This window comes from Rhizohabitans arisaemae, from assembly GCF_025996515.1.
GTDB classification, from domain to species: Bacteria; Actinomycetota; Actinomycetes; order Streptosporangiales; family Streptosporangiaceae; genus Rhizohabitans; species Rhizohabitans arisaemae.
Window position 1 is genome coordinate 93155 of sequence record NZ_BLRH01000014.1, and the last position, 22684, is coordinate 115838.

Below are 22684 nucleotides of genomic sequence, written 5' to 3' on the forward strand. Positions count from 1 at the left end.
GCGGGGCCCGGCGGGACGGGCACGACCATGAACTCCAGGCACCGGGCGTTCGGAGGAGAATCGGTCGTGATCGGGACTGGCGGGGTTACCTTGATCGAGGGAGCGTCCTTCTGCGTGTCGACGCAGAACGGCGACATCCTGCCCGGCACCGCACAAGGGATCTACTACGCGGACACCCGGGCGCTCTCCCGGTGGCAGCTCAAGATCGACGATGGCCCGGTGGAGGCCCTTCAGGTTCTCACCGCGGAGCCGTACCACGCGACCTTCATCGGCAGGGCGTGCCCGTACCCCGGCCGGTCGGAGAGCACACTGCTGGTCAAGCGGGACCGATACGTCGGATCCGGGATGCGGGAAGACCTCGTGCTGAGCAACCTCGCCGGGGTCGGCACCGAGGTCACGCTGGTCGTCCGGCTCGACTCCGACCTCGCCGACCCGGGTGACGTGAAGACCGCGCGGCTGCCGCGTGCCGACGAGACCGAGTGGCGGACGACGGCGCCGGGCGAGCTCGTGATCATGTCGCGGACGCGGCCTAGAGGGGTGCGGATCTCCGCGCCCGGGGCGCAGGCAGAGGCCGGGTCGCTGACCTTCCGGGTACGGCTCGCGCCGCGGAGCAGCTGGACCACGACGATCCAGATCCATCCGGTGATCGACGAGGTGGAGGCGCCGTCCCGGTTCCCGAGCAAGCAGCCGCTCGATGAAGCCGAGCCGGCCCGGCGGCTCGCCGACTGGCGGCGGCACAGCCCCACCGTCAAAACCCCGCACGACGGGCTCGCCGCCGCGCTCCGCAACTCACTCCGCGACCTCGGCGCCCTCCGCCTCTTCGACCGGGCGCACCCCGAGGACCCGCCGTCCATCGCGGCCGGCGCGCCCTGGTCCATGACCCTGTTCGGGCGGGACTCCCTCATCACCTCCTGGATGGCGCTCCCCCTCGACCAGTCGCTCGCCCTCGGCACCCTGCGCAGACTCGCGCGGCTCCAGGGGCAGAAGGTCGACCCGGCCACCGGGGAGGAGCCGGGCAAGATCCTGCACGAGCTCCGGTCCGGGGTCCGGTCCGGCGGCGCCTACTACGGGTCCGTCGACTCCACCCCGCTCTTCGTCATGCTCCTCGGCGAGCTGCGCCGGTGGGGACTGCACCCCCGGGAGGTCGACGACCTGCTGCCGCACGCCGACCGGGCCGTCGCCTGGATCGAGGAGTACGGGGACGTCGACGGGGACGGGTTCGTGGAGTACGCCCCCGGCACCGAACAGGACGGGGTGAGCCAGGGCTGGAAGGACCAGTTCGACGCGATCACCTTCGCCGACGGGCGGATCGCCCGGGCCCCGATCGTCCTCGCCGAGGTCCAGGGGTACGTCTACGCCGCGTACATGGCCTACAGCCACTTCAACCGGGAGAACGGGAACCCCGCCAGAGCCGCGAAGTACCGGATGAAGGCCATGCGGCTCAAGCAGCGGTTCAACCAGGAGTTCTGGCTCCCGGACCAGAAGATGTTCGCCATCGGCCTCGACCGCGACAAACGGCCCATCGACGGGCTCGCCTCCAACATGGGGCAGTGCCTGTGGACCGGGATCGTCGACTTCGACAAAGCCGACGCGGTCGCCGAGCGCCTCATGTCCCCGGAGATGTTCAGCGGCTTCGGCGTCCGGACCCTGGCCACCACCATGGCTGCGTACAACCCGATGAGCTACCACAACGGCTCGATCTGGCCGCACGACAACGCCTTGATCGCCTCCGGGCTGATGCGGTACGGCTTCGCGGCCCAGGCGCAGCGGATCGCGATGGGCCTGCTCGACGCCACCACGGCGTTCGACGGGCGGGTGCCCGAGCTGTTCTGCGGGTTCGACCGGACCGAGTACCCGAGCCCCGTGCCCTACCCCACCTCGTGCATCCCCCAGGCCTGGGCGGCGGCCGTCCCCATCCAGCTGCTCCGGGTGCTCCTCCGCTTCGACCCCTGGGTGCCCTACGGCAAGGTCTGGGCGAGCCCCGCCCTGCCCTCCGCCCTCGGCGACCTCACCATCAGCCAGGTACCGCTCGGCGGCGCCCGGATCGACCTGGTGGTCCGCGGGGGAGAACTCCGCATCCGCGGCCTCCCCAAGGGCTTCGAGCTCATCGCCGAACCCCGGTACCCCCTGGCCGCCGAAGACCAGCCAGCCCCGCTCAACCCGCATTTGTAAAGGCTTGTAAAGATCCTTTTTTCGTGTCATAAACAACTTTGACGCGAGGGAGGCACACTTGGGCGGCGTAGGGATTGTCGGCACTGGGATCTCCGGACTCATCCTCGCCCTCCGATTGCAGCGGCTCGGCGTCGACGCCACGATCTACTCCGAGAGCGGCGTCGACGAACTCGGCGGAGGCCGGCTCCCCAACACCGTGGGCTTCTTCGAACGGACCGTCGCCCGAGGTCGTGAACTCGGCGCCAAACACTTCACCGGCGACGGCTGCGAGATGCAGCGCATCGACTTCTCCATCACCGGCGCCCCCGCGATGCGGTTCACCGGCCACACCACCCGGCCTTTCCGGGCCGTGGACTTCCGGGCGCTGCTCCCCGCCCTCCTCACCGACTTCCTCACCCGCGGCGGCCGGCTCGAACACACCCGGGCGGCCCCCACCGCAGCCGAGATGGAGACCTGGTCGGACCGCCACGAATTGATGGTCGTCGCCACCGGACGGGAGTCCGTCGCCGAGCTCTTCCCCCGAGACCCCGCGCGATCGCCGTACGACCGGCCGCAGCGACGCCTCTGCGCGGCGCTGTGCACCGGAATCACCCCGGTCGAACCCAGCGGCTTCAACTTCTCCGTCTCACCCGGCGTCGGCGAGATCTACCAGATGCCCATGGAAGGCAGGTACGGCGTCGTCGCCGGGCTCCTCATCGAAGCGATCCCCGGCGGTCCCCTCACGCCGCTCACCGAACGCGGCACAGCCGACGACCTCCCCGCCTACAACGCCACCCTGCTCCGGCTGCTCCGCGAACACGCGCCACCCGTCGCCCGGCGCATCGACCCCGGCGCCTTCGGAATCCTCGGACCCGACGACATCCTCCAAGGAGCCGTCATCCCCACCGTCCGCCACCCGGTGGCGGAGTTCGGCAACGGCCGGATCGCCCTCGCCGTCGGCGACGCCTGGATCACCAACGACCCGATCACCGGCCAAGGCGCCAACCTCGGCTCCCACTGCGCGTGGATCGTCGCCGAAGAGATCGCCAAAGGCGGCCCGTACGACGCGGCCTTCGGCCGTCGGGTCAGCGAAGAGCTGTGGACGTACGCCCGGTATGTGACCGAGTGGACCAACGCCTTCCTCCAGCCGCCCCCCGACTACCTCCTCGCCCTCCTCGCGGCCGCGTCCGCCGAGCAACGGCTGGCCGACACGTTCAGCGACTTCTTCAGCGACCCCGTCCACGCCTGGACCATCCTCTCCGACCCGGCGAGAGTGCAGGCGCTCATCGGGGGGACCGGCTAGCGGCCCCTATGCCGTCACGGTGAGCTGGGGTCAGGGCTTTCCGCTGTGCGTGGCTTACCCCGTGGTTGACACGAATGTAGAACGCCGTCCCATAGAGGGCGGTGCCGAGGAGAATCATCGCCACGATGAACGGCCACTGGACGGCTTCCGGCAGATAGAGCGCGAGTATCCAGGAACGATCCTCGACTTCGACGGTCTTCAAGATCCCGGCCACGACACCTTGCGCGACGCCGGGCAGCCAGGCGATCAGCAGGCATAGCGTCATGATCACGACCTGCTTCTTGGGGGGTTTGGGCTCGCCATCGTCCAGGCAGCCGCTGCTGAGCGGGACCTCGATGGAGGCCATGGTGGGGCCGCCGGCCGGGCTGCTCACCGCGAGGACCCCGTCGAAGGGGGCGAGCCTGCGTTCCAGCCCGTTCAGCCCGCTGCCCCGGGCGGGGTCGGCTCCGCCGCGGCCGTCGTCGGTCACGGTGACGCGCAGCATGCCGTCCCCGTCCCGCAGGTCGATCCAGACCTGGCCCGCCTCGGAGTGCTTGGCCGCGTTGGTGAGGAGCTCGCAGACGCTGAAGTAGACCGCGGCCTCGACCGCGGCGGCGGCGCGGCCGGTCAGCTCGACGTCGACCTTGACGTCCAGCCGGCTGTCCAGGGCGAGTGCCCGGACGGCGTCGCCCAGGCCGCGTTCGGCCAGGACGGGCGGGTGGATGCCGCGGACCACCCGGCGGAGTTCGCGCAGCGCCTCGGCGGAGGCGTCCCGGGTCTTGGCCAGGAGTGCTTTGGCCGCGTTCCCGTCTTTGTCGATCAGTTCCTCGGTGGCGCCCAGGGTGAGGCCGATGGCGACGAGCCGGGCCTGCACGGCGTCGTGCAGGTCGCGTTCGATGCGGCGCAGTTCGGCGGCCTGCAGGTCGGTGGCCTCGGTCCTGGTCTCGGTGAGCCTGCGCACCCGCTGGGCGAGGCGGGCCTTCCTGGTGGGGGAGAGCAGCAGCCGAGCCCAGTGATCGTGGACCTGGATGGCTTGCGGTGCCTCCAGGAAGGCGATCAGAGCACCGACCACGCCAACCAGGATCAGGAGAGGGTTCCTGGAGATCACTGTGGAGAGGCCGAGGGCGATCAAGGCGGGAGGAAGCAGCCCGAGGCCGATCCCGACCACCGGCTGACAGACAAGCCAGGCCAGGTCACGCCAGGTGGCCGGGTCGCTGAAGATCCACTGGAGGCGGAAGTGGAAGTTCGGCACCTTGGCCGTCTTGTAGAGCTTGCGGTCGTGCCGGTACCAGCCGTCGGCCTGGGGTACGGCCGGAGGCGGCTCCGGCAGATACGGCTCCGGGATTTCGATGCCGGACCACGTACGGGCCAGCCGCCGGGCGAGCTGTGCCGGTCTCCTGGCCAGCATGAGCGCCCACGGGATGACGAAGTAGAGACCGACTCCGGCCAGGAGCGAGGGTGCGATGATCACCACGCTCATGAGGAGTGCGGCGATCCCGAAGAGCGCCAGGAGGACACCCCTGCCGAGCGCCGTGAACTGTGTCCGCATGTCCTCAAGTCTCGCTGGGTCGAGGTGTGGGCGCAGTCCCCCTGGGACCACATCGGGGTGGGGTTAGCCCCACCCTGTACGGGTCCAGGTGAGGCGAGGTTCCTCGCGGAAACGGACGAATGCCACCGTCACCCCCAGACGAACTCCGCATAGACGAACAGGATCGGCGGGCAGAGAAGGAACGCCTGGCTGGTAACGGTCGCGACGACGGCGAGACTCAGGTTTCTGTGCCAGGTCGATAGGCGACTTCGTCCTCGCCCTCGTTCAACCCGAGGACCAGACTCCATTTAGTGCCGTTCGCAAGTAGGTTATATATTCTGTACGCAGTATCTGTCTGTGTCTGTGGGCCGTCTTGATTGACGCGTGTATCTTTAATTATGACGAGAAATCGGGAGGCTGCGACTTCTGGTGAGTCGTAGTCGTAAGGTTCATATTCATCAACCTGAAGCCAGACTCGGCCGCTGGTGTCGAACGGGAAGTATATCTCGCGCATCGGGGCATCCATCGGAGCGGCTTCAAGGATGGCTGACATCGTGTCCCGAACCTGGTCGATCGAGTCTTTGGTGCCTATATAGATGAGTTCTGAGCGGGACATTGTCTGCAATCTCCTATTGTGGCCATGATATTTCGAAATCGTTTCCGATTATGAGTACTTCGTTGAGATTTTGTCCGGCCTTGCGGAGCGCTTCCGACAGTCCGGATATTGCTCTTTCTCTGCTCATTCCGCTTGGTCTGACGTCCACCACAACGTTCCGAGACTGTCTTGTGGCAAGAATGATGCGTGTGGCCATCTTTGAAGGGTTGCTGGAGTTGATGCTCTTCATCTCGACGGTTGATTTTGTGTCATCGTGTATTGCGTCAGGTGAATTTTGGGCAGTTATGTGCTGTTGTGCCTCGTCTACTGAACGTAGGTTGATTTTGTGTCGGTCTCTTAGGTGCTCGGCTATGGTGCGCTCGGGTTTGTATTTGAAATACTTATAGGGATTGTCTGTTGGGGCAACCCGTCCGCTGGTCAAAACACTTTCATACGAAGGGGGCGGGTCGTCCGTGCGATTTCCCTGTGTTTCGCGCGTAGGGAGGGGGATCAGCTCCTCGTCGGTCAGGGGTGCTTTTGTAAATATTCTGGATGATTGGGGGCGGCCCGGTTTCTGATTCCCCCGTTCGTCGATGTCGGCTGTCGGCCGGGTTGGCGTGAAGGGGATGGGCCCAATGGAGGGGGGAGGGGTGCCGAGGTGGTGGAGGTAGGTGTGGAGGGTTTGTTCGGCTTGGTGGAGGGTGGTGTGGAGGTCGTCGAGGGCTTTTCCAGCTACGGCAAGGAAGGCGAGTGCCTCGTGGGCTTCGGGGGAGGTGGAGCCGTGCAGGGTTGCGATCAGGACCGTGTGCATTTCGTGGAGCGCCTCGCCGGCGTTTGCCGCGTGGCGGCGGGTCTGCTCGGAGCCGCTGACCGCGGCTTCGAGCAGGGATATCACTTTTCCTAGCGACACGGCGGTCTCCGGGGGAAGGCAATGTCAAGTGATAGGTCAGAAGAATCCTGGATGAGCCGTCAATAGTGAACAATTAGCGGATTGTGGCTGTCAACTGACTTTCCGTGGTCGTGGTGGACCCGAGCCGCGTTCGGTGGCTTGATCGGGGCGGAGTAGCCTCGGGCGTGGTGAGACCGCGAGGGAAGGGATGGACGTGGGCGAGTTTGTGCGCGTAGAGGTGGCGGATCGGATCGCGACGATTCGGCTGGACCGGCCGAAGATGAACGCCTTGAACAGCCAGGTGCAGAGGGAGATCGCCGAGGCTTCCGCGCAGGTCGACGCCGATCCCGAGGTGCACGCGGTGATCCTCTACGGCGGGGAGCGGGTCTTCGCGGCCGGGGCGGACATCAAGGAGATGGCCACGGTGACCTACGTCGACATGTCGGCCCGGTCGGTGGATCTGCAGGACTCCTTCACCGCGGTGGCGCGGATCGGCAAGCCGACGATCGCGGCGATCACCGGGTACGCGCTCGGCGGCGGGCTGGAGCTCGCCCTCTGCGCCGACTTCCGGATCCTGGGGGAGAGCGCCAAGGTGGGGCAGCCGGAGATCCTGCTCGGGATCATCCCGGGCGCGGGCGGCACCCAGCGGCTGCCCCGGCTGATCGGACCGGCGCGGGCCAAGGACCTGATTCTCACCGGCCGCCATGTGGGTGCAGCGGAGGCGCTGGCGATGGGCCTGGCCGACCGGGTGGTGCCGGACGCCGAGGTCTATCAGGCCGCCCTGGAGCTGGCCGGGCGGTTCGTCGGCGGCCCGACCGCGGCGGTGCGGGCGGCCAAGCAGGCGATCGACCGGGGTCTTGAGGTGGATCTCGCCACCGGTCTGGAGATCGAACGGCTGCAGTTCGCCGGGCTGTTCGCCACCGAGGACGCCAAGGAGGGCATGCGGGCCTTCGCGGAGAAGGCCAAGCCGGACTTCACCGGTCGTTGAGATAGGCGAGTACGGCGAGTACGCGGCGGTTGTCGTCCTCGGACGGCGCGAGGTCGAACTTGGTGAAGATGCTCGCCGTGTGCTTGCCGACGGCTCCCTCGCTGATGTAGAGCCGTGCCGCGATGGCGGCGTTGGACCGCCCTTCGGCCATCAGGGTGAGCACCTCGTGTTCCCGGGGGGTGAGTTTGCCGAGTGGCTTGTGCACGGCGTTGCTGGCCAGCAGTTTGGCGATCACTTCGGGGTCCATCACGGTGCCCCCGGAGGCCACGCGGCGGACCGCGTCGACGAACTGCTCGGCGTTGAACACCCGGTCCTTGAGCAGGTATCCGATGGCGCCGGTGCCGTCGGCGAGCAGTTCCCGGGCGTAGAGCTGTTCCACGTGCTGGGAGAGGATGAGCACCGGGAGCCCGGGGATCGCCCTTCTCGCGGCGAGTGCGGCCTGCAGGCCTTCGTCGGTGAAGGTGGGCGGGAGCCGTACGTCCACCACGGCCACGTCGGGGTGTCGCTCCACCAGGGCGCGGAGCAGCTCGGGCCCGCTCTCCACCGCCGCGACGATCTCGAACCCGTGTGCCTGCAGCAGATGGGTGAGACCGTCCCGCAGGAGGAAGAGGTCTTCGGCGAGCACCACGCGCATCATAGGGTGAGGGCTTTCCGTTTCGCTTCGCGGAGCTGGTGGTTGACCGGGATGAAGATCGCCGTGCTGTACAGGGCCGCTCCGATGAGGATCATCGCCACGATGAACGGCCACTGGACGGCTTCCGGCAGGTAGAGCGCCAGCAACCAGGAACGGTCCTCAGCGTTCACGAGCTTCATGATGCCCGCCACGATTCCCTGCGGAAACGTCGGCAACCAGGCGATCGACAAGCATATCCCCATGAGGAGGAGTTCCCTGCGGGGCAGCTTGGACTTGAATTCCCGCGAGCAGCCGCTGTTGAGCGGGACTTCGACGGAGGCCATGGTGGGGCCGCCGGCCGGGCTGCTCACCGCGAGGACCCCGTCGAAGGGGGCGAGCCTGCGTTCCAGCCCGTTCAGCCCGCTGCCCCGGGCGGGGTCGGCTCCGCCGCGGCCGTCGTCGGTCACGGTGACGCGCAGCATGCCGTCCCCGTCCCGCAGGTCGATCCAGACCTGGCCCGCCTCGGAGTGCTTGGCCGCGTTGGTGAGGAGCTCGCAGACGCTGAAGTAGACCGCGGCCTCGACCGCGGCGGCGGCGCGGCCGGTCAGCTCGACGTCGACCTTGACGTCCAGCCGGCTGTCCAGGGCGAGTGCCCGGACGGCGTCGCCCAGGCCGCGTTCGGCCAGGACGGGCGGGTGGATGCCGCGGACCACCCGGCGGAGTTCGCGCAGCGCCTCGGCGGAGGCGTCCCGGGTCTTGGCCAGGAGTGCTTTGGCCGCGTTCCCGTCTTTGTCGATCAGTTCCTCGGTGGCGCCGAGGGTGAGGCCGATGGCGACGAGCCGGGCCTGGACGGCGTCGTGCAGGTCGCGTTCGATGCGGCGCAGTTCGGCGGCCTGCAGGTCGGTGGCCTCGGTCCTGGTCTCGGTGAGCCTGCGCACCCGCCGGGCGAGTACGGCCTGCCGGGTGGGGGAGAGCAGCAGCTGGCTCCAGCGGTTGTGCACCTCGATCGCCCGGGACGCGTTCAGGAAGGTGAACAGCGCGCCGGCGACACCGATCACGGCCAGCAGGGGGTTCCCGGAGGCCAGGCCGAGGACGAACAAGGAGATCAGGAGAAGCGGCAGCATTCCGACGCCGATCCCGACGACCGGCTGCCAGAGCAGCCAGAGCAGGTCGCGCCAGGTGGCCGGGTCGCTGAAGACCCATTGGAGGCGGAGGTGGAGGTTCGGCACCTTGGCCGTCTTGTAAAGGGTGCGGTCGTGCCGGTACCAGCCGTCGGCCTGGGGTACGGCCGGAGGCGGCTTGGGCAGGTAGGGTTCGGGGATCTCTATGCCCGACCAGTCCCGGGCGAGCCGCCGGGCGTACCGGGCCGGACCTCTGGCCAGCATGAGCGCCCACGGCATGAGGAAGTAGAGGCCGATCCCGACCAGGAGCGACGTCGTCAGGATCAGCACGCTCGTGAGAAGCGCGCGGATTCCGAGGAGCCCCAGCAGGACTCCTCTGCCCAGCGCCGTGAATTGTGTCCGCATGTCCTTCAGTCTCGCTAGGCCGAGGCGCCGGCACAGTCCCCCTGGGACCACAACAGGGTGGGGTTAGCCCCACCCGCATATGGGAGGCCAGGTGGGGTGGGCCACCGCCACCGGATTGGGGAGCCAGTCGGATACCCGTGAACCGGCCGTCTTTCTAGCGTTTTTCTCGTGATTGAAGTCAAAAACCTGCACAAACAGTATCCAAACCATGTTGCGGTGCACGACGTCTCCTTCTCCGTCGCCGAAGGCGAGATCTTCGGGATCATCGGCCCGAACGGTGCGGGAAAGACCACCACCGTGGAGTGCGTGGAGGGGTTGCGGGTACCCGACGGCGGAACCGTCTCGGTGCTGGGGCTCGACCCCCGGCGGGACGCCAAGGAGGTACGGCAGAGCCTCGGGGTGCAGCTCCAGGAGAGCTCACTGCCCGACAACCTGAAAGTGTGGGAGGCGCTCGACCTCTACTGCTCCTTCTACCGCAAGCCCGCGAATCCGGACCGGCTGCTGGAGGACTGGGGGCTCACGGAGAAGCGGAACTCCCCGTTCGGGAAGCTCTCGGGCGGTCAGAAGCAGCGGCTGTTCATCGCGCTGGCCCTCGTCGGAAATCCCAGGATCGCCATCCTGGACGAGCTCACCACCGGGCTCGACCCGCAGGCGCGGCGGGACACCTGGGACCTCATCGAGGGGATCAGGGACTCCGGGGTGACCGTCGTGCTGGTGACGCATTTCATGGAGGAGGCCGAACGGCTCTGCGACCGGGTCGCGGTCATCGCCAAGGGCCGGGTCGTGGCCCTGGACACCCCGGCCGGCTTGATCGCGCAGGTCGAGTCCACCCAGCGGCTCCGGTTCCGGGGCGAGGTGGACGAGCGGATCCTCAAGGACCTGCCCGAGGTGAGCGAGGTGCACCGGACGGGTGACCAGGTGGTCGTCTCCGGCACCGGGGAACTGCTCCAGGTGGTGAGCCTGGTGCTCGCCCGGCACCGGATCGGCGTCCGCGACCTTCGTCTGGAGCGGGCGAGCCTGGACGACGTCTTCACCCACCTGACCGAGGGACGGACCTCATGAAGAAGATGACCTTCGTCGAGCTGAAGCTGTTCCTCCGCGACCCGACCGCGGTCTTCTTCGGCCTGTTCTTCCCGACGGCGCTGCTGTTGCTGAACGGGCTCCTCCCGTTCAGCAAGGAGGCCAGCGAGGACCTGGGCGGTCTCCGGGGCATCGACATCGTCACCCCGATCATGGTCGGCATGGCGATCGCCCTGGTCGCCATCACCGTGCTCCCGGTCCACGTCGCGCAGTACCGGGAGCGGGGGGTTCTGCGCCGGATGGCGGTGACCCCGTTCCGCCCGTTCCTGCTGCTCGTCGCCCAGGTGGCCGTCCAGCTCTGCGCGATACTCGTCTCGGTGGGCCTGGTGATTCTGGTGGGGTGGCTCGCCTTCGACGTGAGCCCGCCGAAGAGCCCGCTCGCCTTCGTGCTGAGCCTGGTACTCGGCGTGGCCTCGCTCTTCTCCGTGGGATTCCTCGTCGCCGCGCGGGTCTCGACGGCCAAGTCGGCTCAGGGGATCGGCTCACTGGTCTTCTTCCCGATGCTCTTCTTCGCCGGGGTGTTCTTCCCGGTGGAGTTCATGCCGGAGATCGTGCAGCGCATCGGGGACTTCACCCCGCTCGGCGCGGTCGTCCAGGCGATGCGTGACTCCTGGACCGGCGCGTCGCTTGAGCCGCTGAACATCGCGGTCATGATCGGCATGGCCCTGATCGCCACCCCGGCCGCCCTCCGCCTGTTCCGCTGGGAGTGATCCCGCGTTCGCCGTCTCACCGGCCCTTGTGGTGTGCGCTGTTGGGGGGCGCGCACACCACAAGGGTCATTTCCTGCGCGCGGTACGGGCTGCGCCGCTTTTCCCCGGCTTTCCCCGGCCCGTGTACCGGATCGCCGCTCGGATGCGCGAACAGGCCCGGTCACACGGCATGGGCGGCCCGTAAACCCCGGCTCCGCCCGTACACCGCCCGTGTTCGGGTTGTCGGTGAGGCGTGGTGTTTCCAAGTCGGGCGGCGGCCGGTGCGGCGAGGCGGGTGAACCGGCGGCGCCCGTTCCCCGTGGAGGAGGGGGAGCAAACCGACCCGCGCCGAGTCGCGTGGGACGACTTAGGGTGGGGCCATGGGTTTGGGCACTCTGGAGTGGACGCCGGCCGTGACACGGGCCGATCTCCTCGCCGAGCCGGTCGCGAAGGCCGTCCACGACGCGGGGATCCTCGTCGCGGAGATCGATCCCGATCTGGCGGACACGGCCGCGTTCTGCGAGCGGTACTCGGTGGGGTTGGACGTCTCGGCGAACTGCGTGGTCGTCGCGGGCAAACGCGGAGGTGAGCTCCGGTACGCCGCCTGCCTGGTGCTCGCCGACTCCCGGGCGGACGTCAACGGGGTGATCCGCCGGGAGCTGGAGGTGCGGAAGGCGTCGTTCGCGCCGCGGGCGGACGCCGTACGGCTCACCGGGATGGAGTACGGGGGGATCACCCCGCTGGGCCTGCCGCCGGATTGGCCGGTCTTCGTGGACGCCGAGGTCGCGAAGGCGGACGAGCTGGTGATCGGCAGCGGGTTGCGCCGTTCCAAGCTGGCGGTCTCCGGGGCGCTGCTCGCCGCGCTGCCGTCGGCGACCGTCGTTCCGCTGACCTTACCGATCGATTAACGCCATGGGACTCTCCAGGCCCGTGGGTTATGTTGGGGTGGGGGAATCTCTCCGTCTGCGTGAACCTAATGAGAGTGGGAATGTGGCTGCACAGGTCATCTCATCGGGTGGGTATCAGCCGGTATGGTGCTGCGTGCCATGAATCAGGACGATCGACTTGGCCCCTACCGGCTGCAGCGGCAGCTCGGCGAGGGCGGCATGGGTGTGGTACACCTCGCGACCGATCCCCGAGGCCGGGAAGTCGCCGTCAAGGTGCTCCGGAACGCGATCGCCGGTGACGACATGGCCCGGCGCCGTCTCGCCCGCGAGGTGGAGACGATGCGCAGGGTCCGCAGTCCGTTCATCGCCGAGGTCGTCGACGCGGACGTGACCGGCAAACGCCCGTACATCGTGACGCAGTACGTGCCCGGCCGTCCCCTGGACGACGTGGTCAAGGAGGACGGGCCGCTGGAGGGACCCGCGCTGGTCCGGGTCGCCTACGGCATCGCCAAAGCCCTTGAGGCGGTGCACGCCGGCGAGGTGGTGCACCGGGACCTCAAGCCGAGCAACGTGATGATGCTCGACGGAAGTCCGGTCCTCATCGACTTCGGCATCGCCCAGGCCGTCGACGCCACCCGGCTCACCCAGACCGGGATGTTCATCGGCACGCCCGGCTACCTCGCTCCGGAGATCATCGAGGGACACGAGTCCGGCCCCGCGGTGGACGTGCACGCCTGGGCGGGGACCGTCCTGTACGCGGCCTCGGGGCAGTCGCCGTTCGGCGCGGGCACCCTGGAAATGATCTTCTACAACATCACGGCCGGCAAGGCCGACATCTCGCCCGCGCCCAAAACCCTGCGGCCGCTGCTGAAGGCGGCCTTCACCCGCGACCCGAGGCGGCGGCCCACCGCCGGTCAGCTCGCCGCGCAGATCGAACGGCTGCAGTCGCCGGTCCCGCCGTCCCCGCCGCCGCAGCCGGCCGACGAGGGGATCCCCACCAAGCCGAGGTTCGACACCGATCAGGCGGCCCGGCAGGCCCAGGCGGACATCTCCACCGGGACCTACTCCCCCGCGGCGGACTCCGGTCAATACGTGTCCCTGCTCGGCGGCGAACAGAGCGGCCGGACGCCGGGTGCGGCCTGGCCCACCGGCCGGGCCGATCCGGTGGCCACGCCCGAAGGCGACATCCCCACCCACCGCGTCCGCCCCGACCATCCGCCGATCCAGCCCCAGTGGGGCATCGGCCGGCAGGCCCCGCCGCCTTCCGCCGGGCAGCCCTACGACCCGGCGCTGCCCACCATCGCCAAGTTCGACGGCACCGCCGCGCAGCAGGGCAGGCCGCAGACGGCCGGGCAGCCGCCGCCGGCTCCGCCGGGCGGGTTCGGATTCCCCCAGCAGGGCTATCAGCCGCCGGCCCTGCCACGGCGGGGCGGTGCGGCCAACACCGCGGTGAAGTGGTTCCTGCTGCTGGCGTTGGTCGCGGCCACGGTGCTGATTCCGGTGATCGTGATCGTCCTCGTGCTTCCGTTGATCGTTTTGCTCCGCGCCTCGGACATGGCGCGGGACAAAGGCCCCGGTGGGGGCGGGCTGGGGCTCACGATCACCCCGGGCTCGGTGTTCGGCTCCCTCGGGGTGACCTTGGCGCTGGTCCCGTACGGGGCGATCCTCGGGCTTCCCGTGACGCTGCTGCTGGCGATCCTGGTCAAGGACATGCCGGCCGGCTACGCGTTGAGCTGGGGCGCCGCCACGTTCGTCTGGACGCTGAGCGCGGGACCGGGGGTCGAGGGACCGAGCCGTCAGATGGATCGCACGCTGGGCGCGCTGCTGCCGGGCAGGGGCTCGGCGATCGCCGCCGCGTGCGTCGCGGGCGTCGTCGCCTGCGCGCTCGCGGCCCTCGCCGTGAGTTCGGTCGTCGGGGGGACGTCCGACGCGATCTGGGCGCCGTTCGATGTAGGTGTGGTACTGGATGAGCTGGTGAGACTACGAGCTCAGACCTGAGTGATGGGGGGACTTTTGACCGGCACCGCTGCTGACGCCCCCGAGAGGCTGGGGCCGTATCGGCTCCTGCGCCGTCTCGGTCAGGGCGGAATGGGCGTCGTCCATCTAGGGGCGGACACCGAGGGGCGCGATGTGGCGGTCAAGGTGTTGCATCCGCACGTGGCCGGGAACAGCCAGGCCCGGCAGCGTCTCGCCCGCGAGGTGGAGACGATGCGCAGGATCCGCAGCCCGCACGTGGCACGGGTGCTCGACGCCGAGCTGTCCGGGCCCAACCCGTACATCGTGACCAGCTATGTCAGCGGGCGCACGCTGGAGGAGACGGTGGCGGAGGAGGGGCCGCTCTCCGACGCGGCGCTGATCCGGCTCGCCCGCGGCCTGGCGGACGCGCTCGTCGCGATCCACGCCGCCGACGTCATCCACCGCGATCTCAAGCCGGCGAACGTGATGATGGTGGACGGGGAGCCGCTCGTCATCGACTTCGGCATCTCCCACCTCGTCGACGCGATGCGGCTGACCCAGACCGGCATGTTCATCGGAACCCCGGGCTACCTCGCCCCCGAGATCATCCAAGACGGGGAGATCACCCAGAAGGCCGACGTGCACGCCTTCGCGTCCACGGTCTTCTTCGCGGCCACCGGGCGGTCCCCGTTCGGCAGCGGCACCTTCCAGTCGATCTGCTACAACGTCACCTCGGGCCGGGCCGACCTGGAGCTCGCCCGGCCGTGGCTGCGACCCTTCCTGCATCGGGCGCTGGACGTGGACGCCGCGTCCCGGCCGTCGGCCGGGACGCTGCTGCAGCAGGCCGCCGCGCTGGACCCCCGCGTCGCCGAGTTGCGCGAGGAGCCCCCCGTGGTGACGCGGCCGGAGCGGCCCGTCGAGCGGACCAGGGCGTTCACGGCCGGCGACGACTTCGCCGATCTGCTGCCCCCGGTGGAGTACGCCCCGCCGGAGCGGCTCCCGCGGACCCGGCAGGCACCGGCTCCGCCGCCGAAGGCGGCCCCACCGCCGCCGCCCCCGCGTCCGGACACCCGGGTGGCCGGGTATCCGCCCCCCGCGCCCCCGCCGTACGTCCAAGGGTCCGCGCCGCCGCCCGCTCCGCCGCCCGCTCCGCCGCCCGCGGCACCGCCCCCGGCGCAGCAGCGGCCCCCGCAGGCACGCCGGGAGGCCGAGCCGGATCGTCCGCCGTACCGGGCCAGGCACCCGATCCTGTCGGGCCTGCTGCTGGTCGGGGCGGTCGCGCTCGCGGTTCGGACACCGGTGATCGTGGGCGCGCTGGCGGTCGTGGTCGTCCTGTGCCTGCGCGTCGGCGAACGCCTCTACAGCAACCTGGTGCAGCGGCGGGCGGTACGGGGCGCCGCCGGATCGGATTCCGTGGTGACCCTGCTGGGCACCCCCTGGGCGTTGATCCGCAGCACCCTGGTGACCGTCACGGTGACCCCGCTGGCGGTGATGTTCGGCATGTGCGCCTGGGGCGTCTTCCGCTACCTCGGCGGTCAGGACACCGACACCTCGGCCGCCTATGCCGCGGGTGCCTTCGTCGCGGGCCTGTTCGTCCTGCCCGGTGGCGGGGCGCCGCGGCGGGCGGTGGCGGCGACGCTGACCGGGGTGATCCGCAGTCCCGGCGCCGCCATGGTGGTGGGGATCGCCTTCGGCACCCTGGCCTTCCTCGCGGTGGTGGGGGCGATCGCCTCGGAGCCGTCGTTCCTGCCGTGGGAGGCGCCCTCGGTGGTGATCGACCGGCTCGTGGACCAGGGGCGGGATACGGCGATGGGTCTCTTCGGCGGCCTCGTGGACGATCTGATGTCGCGGTTTGGGATGGGTTTCTTTAATTTCTGAGCGGCGGAGAGGTGAGATGGCGGAGACGCTGGGTTCCTATCGCCTTCTTACCCGTCTCGGCGCCGGTGGGTTCGGCGAGGTGCACCTCGCGCTGGACCCGCAGGGCCGTACGGTCGCGGTGAAGGTGCTCCACCCGCACATCGCGGCGGACGCGGGCGCGCTGGCCCGGCTCGGCCGGGAGATGGACACCATGCGCCGCGTCCGGGGACGGCACATCGCCGAGGTCCTGGACTTCTCCGCGGACCCGCCCTACCTGGTGACCCGGTACGTCCAGGGGCGGCCGCTCACCGCGGTCGCGCCGCTGGCCGCGGGGGACCTGCTGCGGCTGGCCCGCGGGCTCGCCTCGGCGCTCTCCAGTGTGCACGTCGCCGGGGTGGTGCACCGGGATCTCAAACCGGCCAACGTGATCCTGGCCGACGGCGAGCCGGTCGTGATCGACTTCGGGGTCGCCTTCGCGCTGGACTCGCCCTCGGTCACCGCCTCGGGGACGATGCTCGGCACCCCCGGGTACCTCGCCCCCGAGGTGCTGCAGGGCAATCCCGCCGGGCCCGAGGCCGACGTGTTCTCGTTCGCGGCCACGCTGGCGTTCGCGGCGACCGGTCGTCAGCCGTACGGGGTCGGACCGGCTCCGGCCGTGGCCTACCGGGTGGTCCACCGCGCACCGGATCTGGACGGGGTGCCGGCCTGGCTTGAGCCGTTGCTGCACGACTGCCTGGCGGCCGACCCCTCGGCCAGGCCGAGCGCCGCGGAGGTCTGCGCGCGGGTCGGTGCGATCCCGGAGCCGCCGGCGGCGGTGGGCTCCCCGTCCCGGCCGGCTTCGCCGCCGGAGCGGGAGGCGGCCGGCCGGGGCGAGGGCGTCCACGGGCCGGAGACGTCCGAGTGGCGGCCGGGGGACCGGGCCCCGGCCCCGGTGATCACGCCCTCGGACAAGCTGCGCAACCGCTGGGTGATCGGCGGCGGGGTTTTCGTCGGGCTGACGGCGGCGACCGCGTTCGGGTACATCAACGAGCTGGGCTGGCTGCTGCTCCTCGGCTACGCCGGTGCGGTCCTCGCCGACATCGGGGCGGCCGCACTGTCCAAGACCACGGACACCAGGCGGCGTGTGATCGTCGGGGTCTCGTCGGTGGGCGGCACGGTGGCGCTCGCCGCGCTGCTGAGCGCGCTGTTCAGCCCGGTGACCCTGGCGGTCGCGCTCGGGGTCCTCCTCGCCTTGCTCGTGCTCCTCAGCATGATCGCCTAACCCGCCCGGCTTCCCTGCGGGATGGACGCGTTCCGCAAGCTACTAGTGGGTAACATATGTCGTGGAGCCGCGGAGAGCCCGATCCACCTGGGGAAATCTCTCCGGGCCACCCGCTGTCGGGCGGCGTGAAGCCGTTTGGCAGGCTGTGAGAGGCGCCAAAGCCGAATTCCATTCGGCTGGAAGCGCCGGTATGGAGCACGCGCGTCCCGCGCGTGCTCCGCTCGGAGACGGCGCCCGCCGTGGCGAACGGCAGGCGCGCGTGAACACGGGAGGTCGTCGGCTGACCATGAAATCGGGAATCAACATCGTCGTCTGCGTCAAGCAGGTCCCCGACACGGCGACCGTACGCAAGCTGAGGGCAGAAGACTCCACGATCGACCGTGAGGATCCCAATTCCAGCGGGGTCCTGAACGAGCTGGACGAGTATGCCATCGAGGAGGGGCTCCGCCTCAAGGAGGCACACGGCGGGGAGGTGACCATCCTGACCATGGGCCCGGCCAAGGCCGCCGAGACGATCCGCAAGGCCCTGGCCATGGGAACCGACAAGGCGGTGCACCTCATGGACCCGGCGTTGCACGGCTCCGACGCCGTCCAGACCTCCTACGCGATGGCCCAGACGCTGAAGAAGATCGGCTTCGACCTCGTCATCCTCGGGTCGGAGTCCACCGACGCCCGGACGGGTCTGCTCGCGGCGATGCTGGCCGAGCGGCTGGGCGTCCCGCAGCTCTCCCTCGCCAACAAGGTCGTGGTGGACGGCTCCGCCATCTCGATCCACCGGGTGACCGACTACGGGTACGACCGGGTGGAGTCCTCGCTGCCCGCCGTCGTGTCGGTGGTCGAGAAGACCAACGAGCCGAGGTATCCGCGTCTCAAGGAGATCATGGCGGCGAAGAAGAAGCCGGTCACCACGTTCGGCATCGCCGACGTGGAAATCGACCCGGGCAGGATCGGACTGGCGGGCGCCTACACCGAGGTGGCCGAGTTCGCGGTGGCTCCGCCCCGTGCGGCCGGGGTGGTCGTCAAGGACGAGGGGGACGGCGGCGTCAAGGTCGCGGACTTCCTCACGTCGAAGAAGTTCATCTGAGGGGGCGTGGCTGATGGAGATTCTGGTACTCGTCGACCACGTCGACAACGAGATCAAAAAGGTCACCCTGGAACTGCTGACCCTCGCCCGTTCGCTGGGGTCGCCCGCCGCGGTGTGGGCGGGACCGGGCTGGTCGGAGGAGGCCAGGACCAAGCTCGCCGAGTACGGCGCGGACAAGGTCTACGTGGCGGACGACCAGGCGATCGCCGACCACGTGGTCGCGCCGACCGCCGAGCTGCTGGCCGGCCTGGTCGCGGACAAGGCGCCCGCCGCCGTCCTGATCGCCTCGACCGGCGAGGGCAAGGAGATCGCGGGGAGACTGGCGATCAAGACCGACTCCGGCGTCCTCACCGACGCGGTCGGGCTGGGTGAGGGGTTCGTCGCCGAACAGCCGATCTTCGGTGGCGGTGTGAACGTGCGGAGCCGCGTGGTCAAGGGCACCCCGATCGTCACGGTGCGCCTCAACTCCACGGTGCCCGCCGCCGCCCCGGCGGCCGGGGCCGAGGAGCGGGTGAGCGTGGCACTCTCCGAATCCGCCCGGTCCGCCCGGGTGGTCGAGCGGGTCAAGGAGGAGAAGGGCGCCCGGCCCGAGCTCGCCGAGGCCGAGATCGTCGTCTCGGGCGGCCGGGGCGTCGGAAGCGGGGAGAACTTCGCGATCATCGAGCGGCTGGCCGACTCGCTCGGCGCGGCGGTGGGCGCGTCCCGAGCGGCCACCGACGAGGGGTGGTACCCGCACCAGTTCCAGGTCGGCCAGACCGGTAAGACGGTCTCGCCGCAGCTCTACATCGCGGTCGGCATCTCCGGTGCGATCCAGCACCGGGCCGGGATGCAGACCGCCAAGACGATCGTGGTGATCAACAAGGACGAGAAGGCGCCGATCTTCGAGATCGCCGACTTCGGCGTCGTCGGCGACCTCCACACCGTCACCCCGCAGCTCACCGAGGAGATCATCAAGCGCAAGTAGGTCGCCTGGCCCTCCTCACGTGCCGTCTGGCACGCGGCGCGTGCGGGCGTCGGCCCCGCCCTCCCGGCGGGACGGCGGGATGTGTGAAGACCCGGTACGGTCTCCTTCGAGACCGGGCCGGGTCTTCCCATGACCCGGTACGGGCCGCAGCCGGCCCGGGCGCCGGACGGGCCGACTGCGATCCGCCGTACCCGGTACGGACGACGGTCGGCTCAAAGGCCGGCCCGGCGAAAGCCCGTACCGGCAGGGGGGCTTAGGCGGCCACCTCGACCCGGACGCGCGGGGCGGGCTCGGCCATGGGGACGACCCGCGGGGTGAGCCGGTCGATGAAGCGGGCGGCGACCGCCACGCCGACGCCGAGGGCGACCGCGATGAGGAGCGCCGCGCGCAGGGTGGCCAGGTCGGAGAGGAGCCCGATGACCACCGGGCCGAGGAGCAGCCCCGCGTACCCCATCGCCCCGGTCTGCGCGATCGCCGGACCGGACCGGGCCGGGTCGGCCGAGCCGGCCAGGGAGAGCGCCAGCGGGGAGACCATGGAGATGGCGAGCCCGACGAAGAGCATCCCGCCGAGCGCGACCGCGGTGATCGGAGCGGCGACGACCAGGCCGAACGCCGTGGCGGTGGCCAGGCCGCCGACGCCGATGAGCGCGCTCGCGCCGTACCGGATCCGCAGGCGGTCCCCGAAGAGCCGTCCGAGGAGCATGCCCGCCTCGAAGATCGGGTATCCGAGCGCGGCGACGGCCTCGGGGGCGCCGAGCACCTCGCTCAGGTAGATACCGTTCCAGTCGGCGATGGTCCCCTCGATCATGAACGCGGCGAAGGCGATCGCGCCGAGGAGGTAGACGATCCGGGGGAGCCGGCCCGTCCTGGCGGTCCCGGCCTCGGCGCGGACGGGCGCGTCGGGGAGGTAGGTCCCGCTGAGCAGGACGGACGCGGGCACCCCCAGCAGCGCGATCAGGGTGAGGTGGGCGGTGAACGAGAGTCCCGCCTGGATCGCGAGGGTGCCGAGGAGGCCGGCGGCGATCGCGCCCACGCACCATCCGGCGTGCATCCCGTTCATCGCCGGTCGCGCGGCGGCCCGCTCCACGGTCGCGCCCTGGGCGTTCATGGCGATGTCGACCATGCCGAACGCCATCCCGAAGAGTGCCGCGGCGGCGAGCGTCAGGGTGAGGGAGGGGGCGAAGGCCAGCGGGATCAACGCGATCGCGCAGGCCGGCGCGGCGAAGCGGAGCACCTGGCGGCTGCCGAACCGCTTCATGATCGGGCGCATGCCCTGCATCGTGACGAGGGCGCCGAGCCCCCAGACGAGCAGGACCAGGCCGACCTCGGTCTTGGAGATGTCGAGGCGGTCGGCGAGGGCGGGGATCCGTACGGTGAACGTGCCGCACAGGATCCCGGCGAGGACGAAGGTGAGGGTCGCCCCGACGCGGGCTCTCATCAGGTGGCGGGTCATCGGGGCGCGATCCTCTCTCGGCATCAGGGCGGCAAAAGCGCCAGTAGCCGTCGTTTCAGCTGCTCGTAGTCGTGGTGTTGGTACAGGTCGGGGTCGTGTGCGGCGACCTCCCAGAGGCCTTCGGCGGCGAGCCGGACGATCCGGGCGGCTCCGGGGTCCGGCTCCTCGTCGAGCCCTTCCCGATGCCAGCGGGCCATCGCCTCGCGGATGCGGGCCAGGAGCCGGGGGTCGCTCGCCGCGCCTTGGACGGTCGCCCATCGTCGCAGCGTGGTGGGGCGGCTCTCGGCGGTCAGCACGTCGAACGTGGCCTCGACGTAGGCCCGGGTGTAGTCGCCGTCCCGGTGTTTGCCGACCAGGGCGTCGAACTCGGCGATGAGCCGCTCCACCAGGGCTTCGATGAGGGCTTCCTTGGTGTTGAAGTGGTACAGCAGCCCGCCCTTGCTGACTCCGGCGCGCTGTGCGACGGCGGCGAGGGTGAGGGCTCCGGTGCCCTGCTCGCAGAGGACCGCCTCGGCGGCGTCCAAAAGTTCGTCCCGCTTCACGACGTCTACTGTACCGTCCGGACGGTACAGTGTCCAACCGGTTCGGAACCGGTCGCGGACCCCTCTAATCTTGGAAGGCCGAATCCGGCGGCCGGAGCCGAAGCCGGCAAGGCACGGATAAACTGAGGACGCCATGGTTTACCTTGACCACGCCGCGACCACACCGATGCTCGCTCAGGCCGTGGAGGCCATGACAGCCGAGCTCGGCCAGGTCGGGAACGCGTCGTCGCTCCACTCGTCCGGGCGGCGCGCCCGCCGGATCGTGGAGGAATCCCGGGAGACGATCGCCGCGGCGCTCGGGACGCGACCGAGTGAAGTCGTCTTCACCTCCGGCGGGACCGAGGCCGACAACCTCGCGATCAAAGGTCTCTACTGGTCGCGCCACCGCGCCGACAGCCGCCGCAGACGCGTCCTGATCAGCGCGATCGAGCATCACGCGGTGCTCGACCCGGCGGCCTGGCTCGGCGAGTCCGCCGGCGCCGAGGTCACGCTGCTCGACGTGGATCAGCACGGCCGGCTCGACCCCGAGACGCTCCGGGCCGCCATCGGCGACGACCCCGGCGGCATCGCGCTGATCAGCGTGATGTGGGCCAACAACGAGGTCGGCACGGTTCAGCCGATCCCCGAGCTCGCCGAGATCGCCGCCGGATACGGCATCCCCCTGCACACCGACGCGGTCCAGGCGGTCGGCAAACTCCCGATCTCCCTCTCCGGCGGGGTGGACGCCCTCACGGTCTCCGGCCACAAGCTCGGCGGACCGCTCGGCGTGGGGGCCCTCCTGCTCGCCCGGGGGGTGGCCGATCCGGTGCCGGTGCTCCACGGGGGAGGCCAGGAGCGCGACGTGCGCTCGGGCACGCTGGACACCCCCGCCATCGCCGGGTTCGCGGCGGCCGTGCGGTTCGCCGTGGAGCACCGGGAGGCCACCGCGGCACGGCTCACCGCGCTCCGCGACGACCTGGTGGCCCGGGTCCGCCAGGCGGTCCCCGACGTCATCCTCAACGGGCATCCCGGCGATCGGCTCCCGGGCAACGCCCACTTCTCCTTCCCCGGATGCGAGGGGGACGCCCTCCTCATGCTGCTCGACGCCAAGGGCGTCGAGTGCTCCACCGGCTCGGCCTGCTCGGCCGGCGTCGCCCAGCCCTCCCACGTCCTGCTCGCCATGGGCGCCGACGCCGTACGGGCCCGCGGCTCGCTCCGGTTCAGCCTCGGGCACACCTCCACCGCGGCGGACGTCGACGAACTGGTCCGGGTGATCCCGGGGGTCGTCGAGCGGGCCCGCCGCGCCGGAGTCGGGTGAAAACCCCGGTTCGGCGGCCGTGCGCAGCGGATAGCCTTGAGG

At 70.0% G+C, this 22684-nt stretch carries 19 protein-coding genes; 12 read left to right on the forward strand and 7 right to left on the reverse strand.

Going from position 1 to position 22684, the window contains the following annotated elements:
• Nucleotides 1-66: 66 nt before the first annotated feature.
• Together RUR_RS07055 and RUR_RS07060 are read left to right on the forward strand one after the other, a co-directional pair.
• On the forward strand, nucleotides 67-2172 hold the full coding sequence (locus RUR_RS07055; protein WP_283134099.1) for an amylo-alpha-1,6-glucosidase: 2106 nt from the start codon (nucleotides 67-69) through the stop codon (nucleotides 2170-2172).
• 58 nt (nucleotides 2173-2230) lie between these two features.
• Nucleotides 2231-3454, forward strand: a complete 1224-nt coding sequence (locus RUR_RS07060; protein WP_283134100.1) for a styrene monooxygenase/indole monooxygenase family protein — start codon at nucleotides 2231-2233, stop codon at nucleotides 3452-3454.
• Here RUR_RS07060 and RUR_RS07065 read toward each other — a convergent pair.
• The 3 genes from RUR_RS07065 to RUR_RS07075 form a co-directional block, all read right to left on the reverse strand.
• On the reverse strand, nucleotides 3435-4982 hold the full coding sequence (locus tag RUR_RS07065; protein ID WP_283134101.1) for a sensor histidine kinase: 1548 nt from the start codon (nucleotides 4980-4982) through the stop codon (nucleotides 3435-3437). The genes RUR_RS07060 and RUR_RS07065 overlap by 20 nt on opposite strands.
• Before the next feature lie 217 nt (nucleotides 4983-5199).
• Nucleotides 5200-5577 (reverse strand): hypothetical protein, encoded by a 378-nt coding sequence (locus RUR_RS07070; protein ID WP_283134102.1) that lies wholly within the window; start codon nucleotides 5575-5577, stop codon nucleotides 5200-5202.
• 13 nt (nucleotides 5578-5590) lie between these two features.
• Complete coding sequence (locus RUR_RS07075) at nucleotides 5591-6466, reverse strand: CdiA C-terminal domain-containing protein (RefSeq protein WP_283134103.1); 876 nt, start codon at nucleotides 6464-6466, stop codon at nucleotides 5591-5593.
• Nucleotides 6467-6659: 193 nt separating this feature from the next.
• Between RUR_RS07075 and RUR_RS07080 the strand changes: the two genes are divergently transcribed.
• Nucleotides 6660-7433 carry an enoyl-CoA hydratase/isomerase family protein gene (locus tag RUR_RS07080; RefSeq protein WP_283134104.1) on the forward strand — a complete coding sequence of 258 codons (774 nt, stop codon included), beginning with the start codon at nucleotides 6660-6662 and terminating at the stop codon, nucleotides 7431-7433.
• Here the strand turns inward: RUR_RS07080 and RUR_RS07085 are convergent.
• Nucleotides 7420-8067, reverse strand: a complete 648-nt coding sequence (locus RUR_RS07085; protein ID WP_283134352.1) for a response regulator transcription factor — start codon at nucleotides 8065-8067, stop codon at nucleotides 7420-7422. The two genes, RUR_RS07080 and RUR_RS07085, sit on opposite strands and share 14 nt — an antisense overlap.
• Nucleotides 8067-9572, reverse strand: coding sequence for a sensor histidine kinase (locus RUR_RS07090; protein WP_283134105.1), 1506 nt, complete (start codon nucleotides 9570-9572; stop codon nucleotides 8067-8069). The genes RUR_RS07085 and RUR_RS07090 overlap by 1 nt, the downstream gene beginning before the upstream one ends.
• Before the next feature lie 168 nt (nucleotides 9573-9740).
• Between RUR_RS07090 and RUR_RS07095 the strand changes: the two genes are divergently transcribed.
• The 8 genes from RUR_RS07095 (at nucleotide 9741) to RUR_RS07130 (ending at nucleotide 19350) form a co-directional block, all read left to right on the forward strand.
• Nucleotides 9741-10634, forward strand: coding sequence for an ABC transporter ATP-binding protein (locus RUR_RS07095; RefSeq protein WP_283134106.1), 894 nt, complete (start codon nucleotides 9741-9743; stop codon nucleotides 10632-10634).
• Nucleotides 10631-11362: an ABC transporter permease gene (locus RUR_RS07100; RefSeq protein ID WP_283134107.1), complete on the forward strand. Its 732-nt coding sequence runs from the start codon at nucleotides 10631-10633 to the stop codon at nucleotides 11360-11362. The genes RUR_RS07095 and RUR_RS07100 overlap by 4 nt, the downstream gene beginning before the upstream one ends.
• 359 nt (nucleotides 11363-11721) lie before the next feature.
• Nucleotides 11722-12249 (forward strand): YbaK/EbsC family protein, encoded by a 528-nt coding sequence (locus RUR_RS07105; RefSeq protein ID WP_283134108.1) that lies wholly within the window; start codon nucleotides 11722-11724, stop codon nucleotides 12247-12249.
• Between the two features lie 138 nt (nucleotides 12250-12387).
• Nucleotides 12388-14226 carry a serine/threonine-protein kinase gene (locus tag RUR_RS07110; protein WP_283134109.1) on the forward strand — a complete coding sequence of 613 codons (1839 nt, stop codon included), beginning with the start codon at nucleotides 12388-12390 and terminating at the stop codon, nucleotides 14224-14226.
• 3 nt (nucleotides 14227-14229) lie between these two features.
• Complete coding sequence (locus tag RUR_RS07115) at nucleotides 14230-16062, forward strand: serine/threonine-protein kinase (protein ID WP_283134110.1); 1833 nt, start codon at nucleotides 14230-14232, stop codon at nucleotides 16060-16062.
• Nucleotides 16063-16078: 16 nt separating this feature from the next.
• A complete protein-coding gene (locus tag RUR_RS07120; protein ID WP_283134111.1) occupies nucleotides 16079-17302 on the forward strand; it encodes a serine/threonine-protein kinase in 1224 nt (407 codons plus the stop codon).
• Nucleotides 17303-17600: 298 nt separating this feature from the next.
• Nucleotides 17601-18386 (forward strand): electron transfer flavoprotein subunit beta/FixA family protein, encoded by a 786-nt coding sequence (locus RUR_RS07125; protein ID WP_283134353.1) that lies wholly within the window; start codon nucleotides 17601-17603, stop codon nucleotides 18384-18386.
• 10 nt (nucleotides 18387-18396) lie between these two features.
• Entirely contained in the window at nucleotides 18397-19350 is a 954-nt protein-coding gene (locus RUR_RS07130) for an electron transfer flavoprotein subunit alpha/FixB family protein (RefSeq protein WP_283134354.1), read from the forward strand.
• A gap of 253 nt (nucleotides 19351-19603) precedes the next feature.
• On the opposite strand, the gene RUR_RS07135 is transcribed toward RUR_RS07130, so the two are convergent.
• Both RUR_RS07135 and RUR_RS07140 read right to left on the reverse strand, forming a co-directional pair.
• Entirely contained in the window at nucleotides 19604-20803 is a 1200-nt protein-coding gene (locus tag RUR_RS07135; protein ID WP_283134112.1) for an MFS transporter, read from the reverse strand.
• A gap of 23 nt (nucleotides 20804-20826) precedes the next feature.
• Nucleotides 20827-21345, reverse strand: a complete 519-nt coding sequence (locus tag RUR_RS07140; RefSeq protein ID WP_283134113.1) for a TetR/AcrR family transcriptional regulator — start codon at nucleotides 21343-21345, stop codon at nucleotides 20827-20829.
• 133 nt (nucleotides 21346-21478) lie between these two features.
• On the opposite strand from RUR_RS07140, the gene RUR_RS07145 reads away from it, so the two are divergent.
• Nucleotides 21479-22642, forward strand: coding sequence for a cysteine desulfurase family protein (locus RUR_RS07145; RefSeq protein WP_283134114.1), 1164 nt, complete (start codon nucleotides 21479-21481; stop codon nucleotides 22640-22642).
• Nucleotides 22643-22684 lie beyond the last annotated feature (42 nt).

What these genes read in the sequence shown, in the direction of transcription:
- RUR_RS07065 (WP_283134101.1), bottom strand. Translation starts at nt 4,982, where the DNA reads ATGCGGACACAGTTCACGGCGCTCGGCAGGGGTGTCCTCCTGGCGCTC.
- RUR_RS07070 (WP_283134102.1), bottom strand. Translation starts at nt 5,577, where the DNA reads ATGTCCCGCTCAGAACTCATCTATATAGGCACCAAAGACTCGATCGAC.
- RUR_RS07085 (WP_283134352.1), bottom strand. Translation starts at nt 8,067, where the DNA reads ATGCGCGTGGTGCTCGCCGAAGACCTCTTCCTCCTGCGGGACGGTCTC.
- RUR_RS07090 (WP_283134105.1), bottom strand. Translation starts at nt 9,572, where the DNA reads ATGCGGACACAATTCACGGCGCTGGGCAGAGGAGTCCTGCTGGGGCTC.
- RUR_RS07100 (WP_283134107.1), top strand. Translation starts at nt 10,631, where the DNA reads ATGAAGAAGATGACCTTCGTCGAGCTGAAGCTGTTCCTCCGCGACCCG.
- RUR_RS07105 (WP_283134108.1), top strand. Translation starts at nt 11,722, where the DNA reads ATGGGTTTGGGCACTCTGGAGTGGACGCCGGCCGTGACACGGGCCGAT.
- RUR_RS07110 (WP_283134109.1), top strand. Translation starts at nt 12,388, where the DNA reads ATGAATCAGGACGATCGACTTGGCCCCTACCGGCTGCAGCGGCAGCTC.
- RUR_RS07115 (WP_283134110.1), top strand. Translation starts at nt 14,230, where the DNA reads ATGGGGGGACTTTTGACCGGCACCGCTGCTGACGCCCCCGAGAGGCTG.
- RUR_RS07120 (WP_283134111.1), top strand. Translation starts at nt 16,079, where the DNA reads ATGGCGGAGACGCTGGGTTCCTATCGCCTTCTTACCCGTCTCGGCGCC.
- RUR_RS07135 (WP_283134112.1), bottom strand. Translation starts at nt 20,803, where the DNA reads ATGACCCGCCACCTGATGAGAGCCCGCGTCGGGGCGACCCTCACCTTC.
- RUR_RS07145 (WP_283134114.1), top strand. Translation starts at nt 21,479, where the DNA reads ATGGTTTACCTTGACCACGCCGCGACCACACCGATGCTCGCTCAGGCC.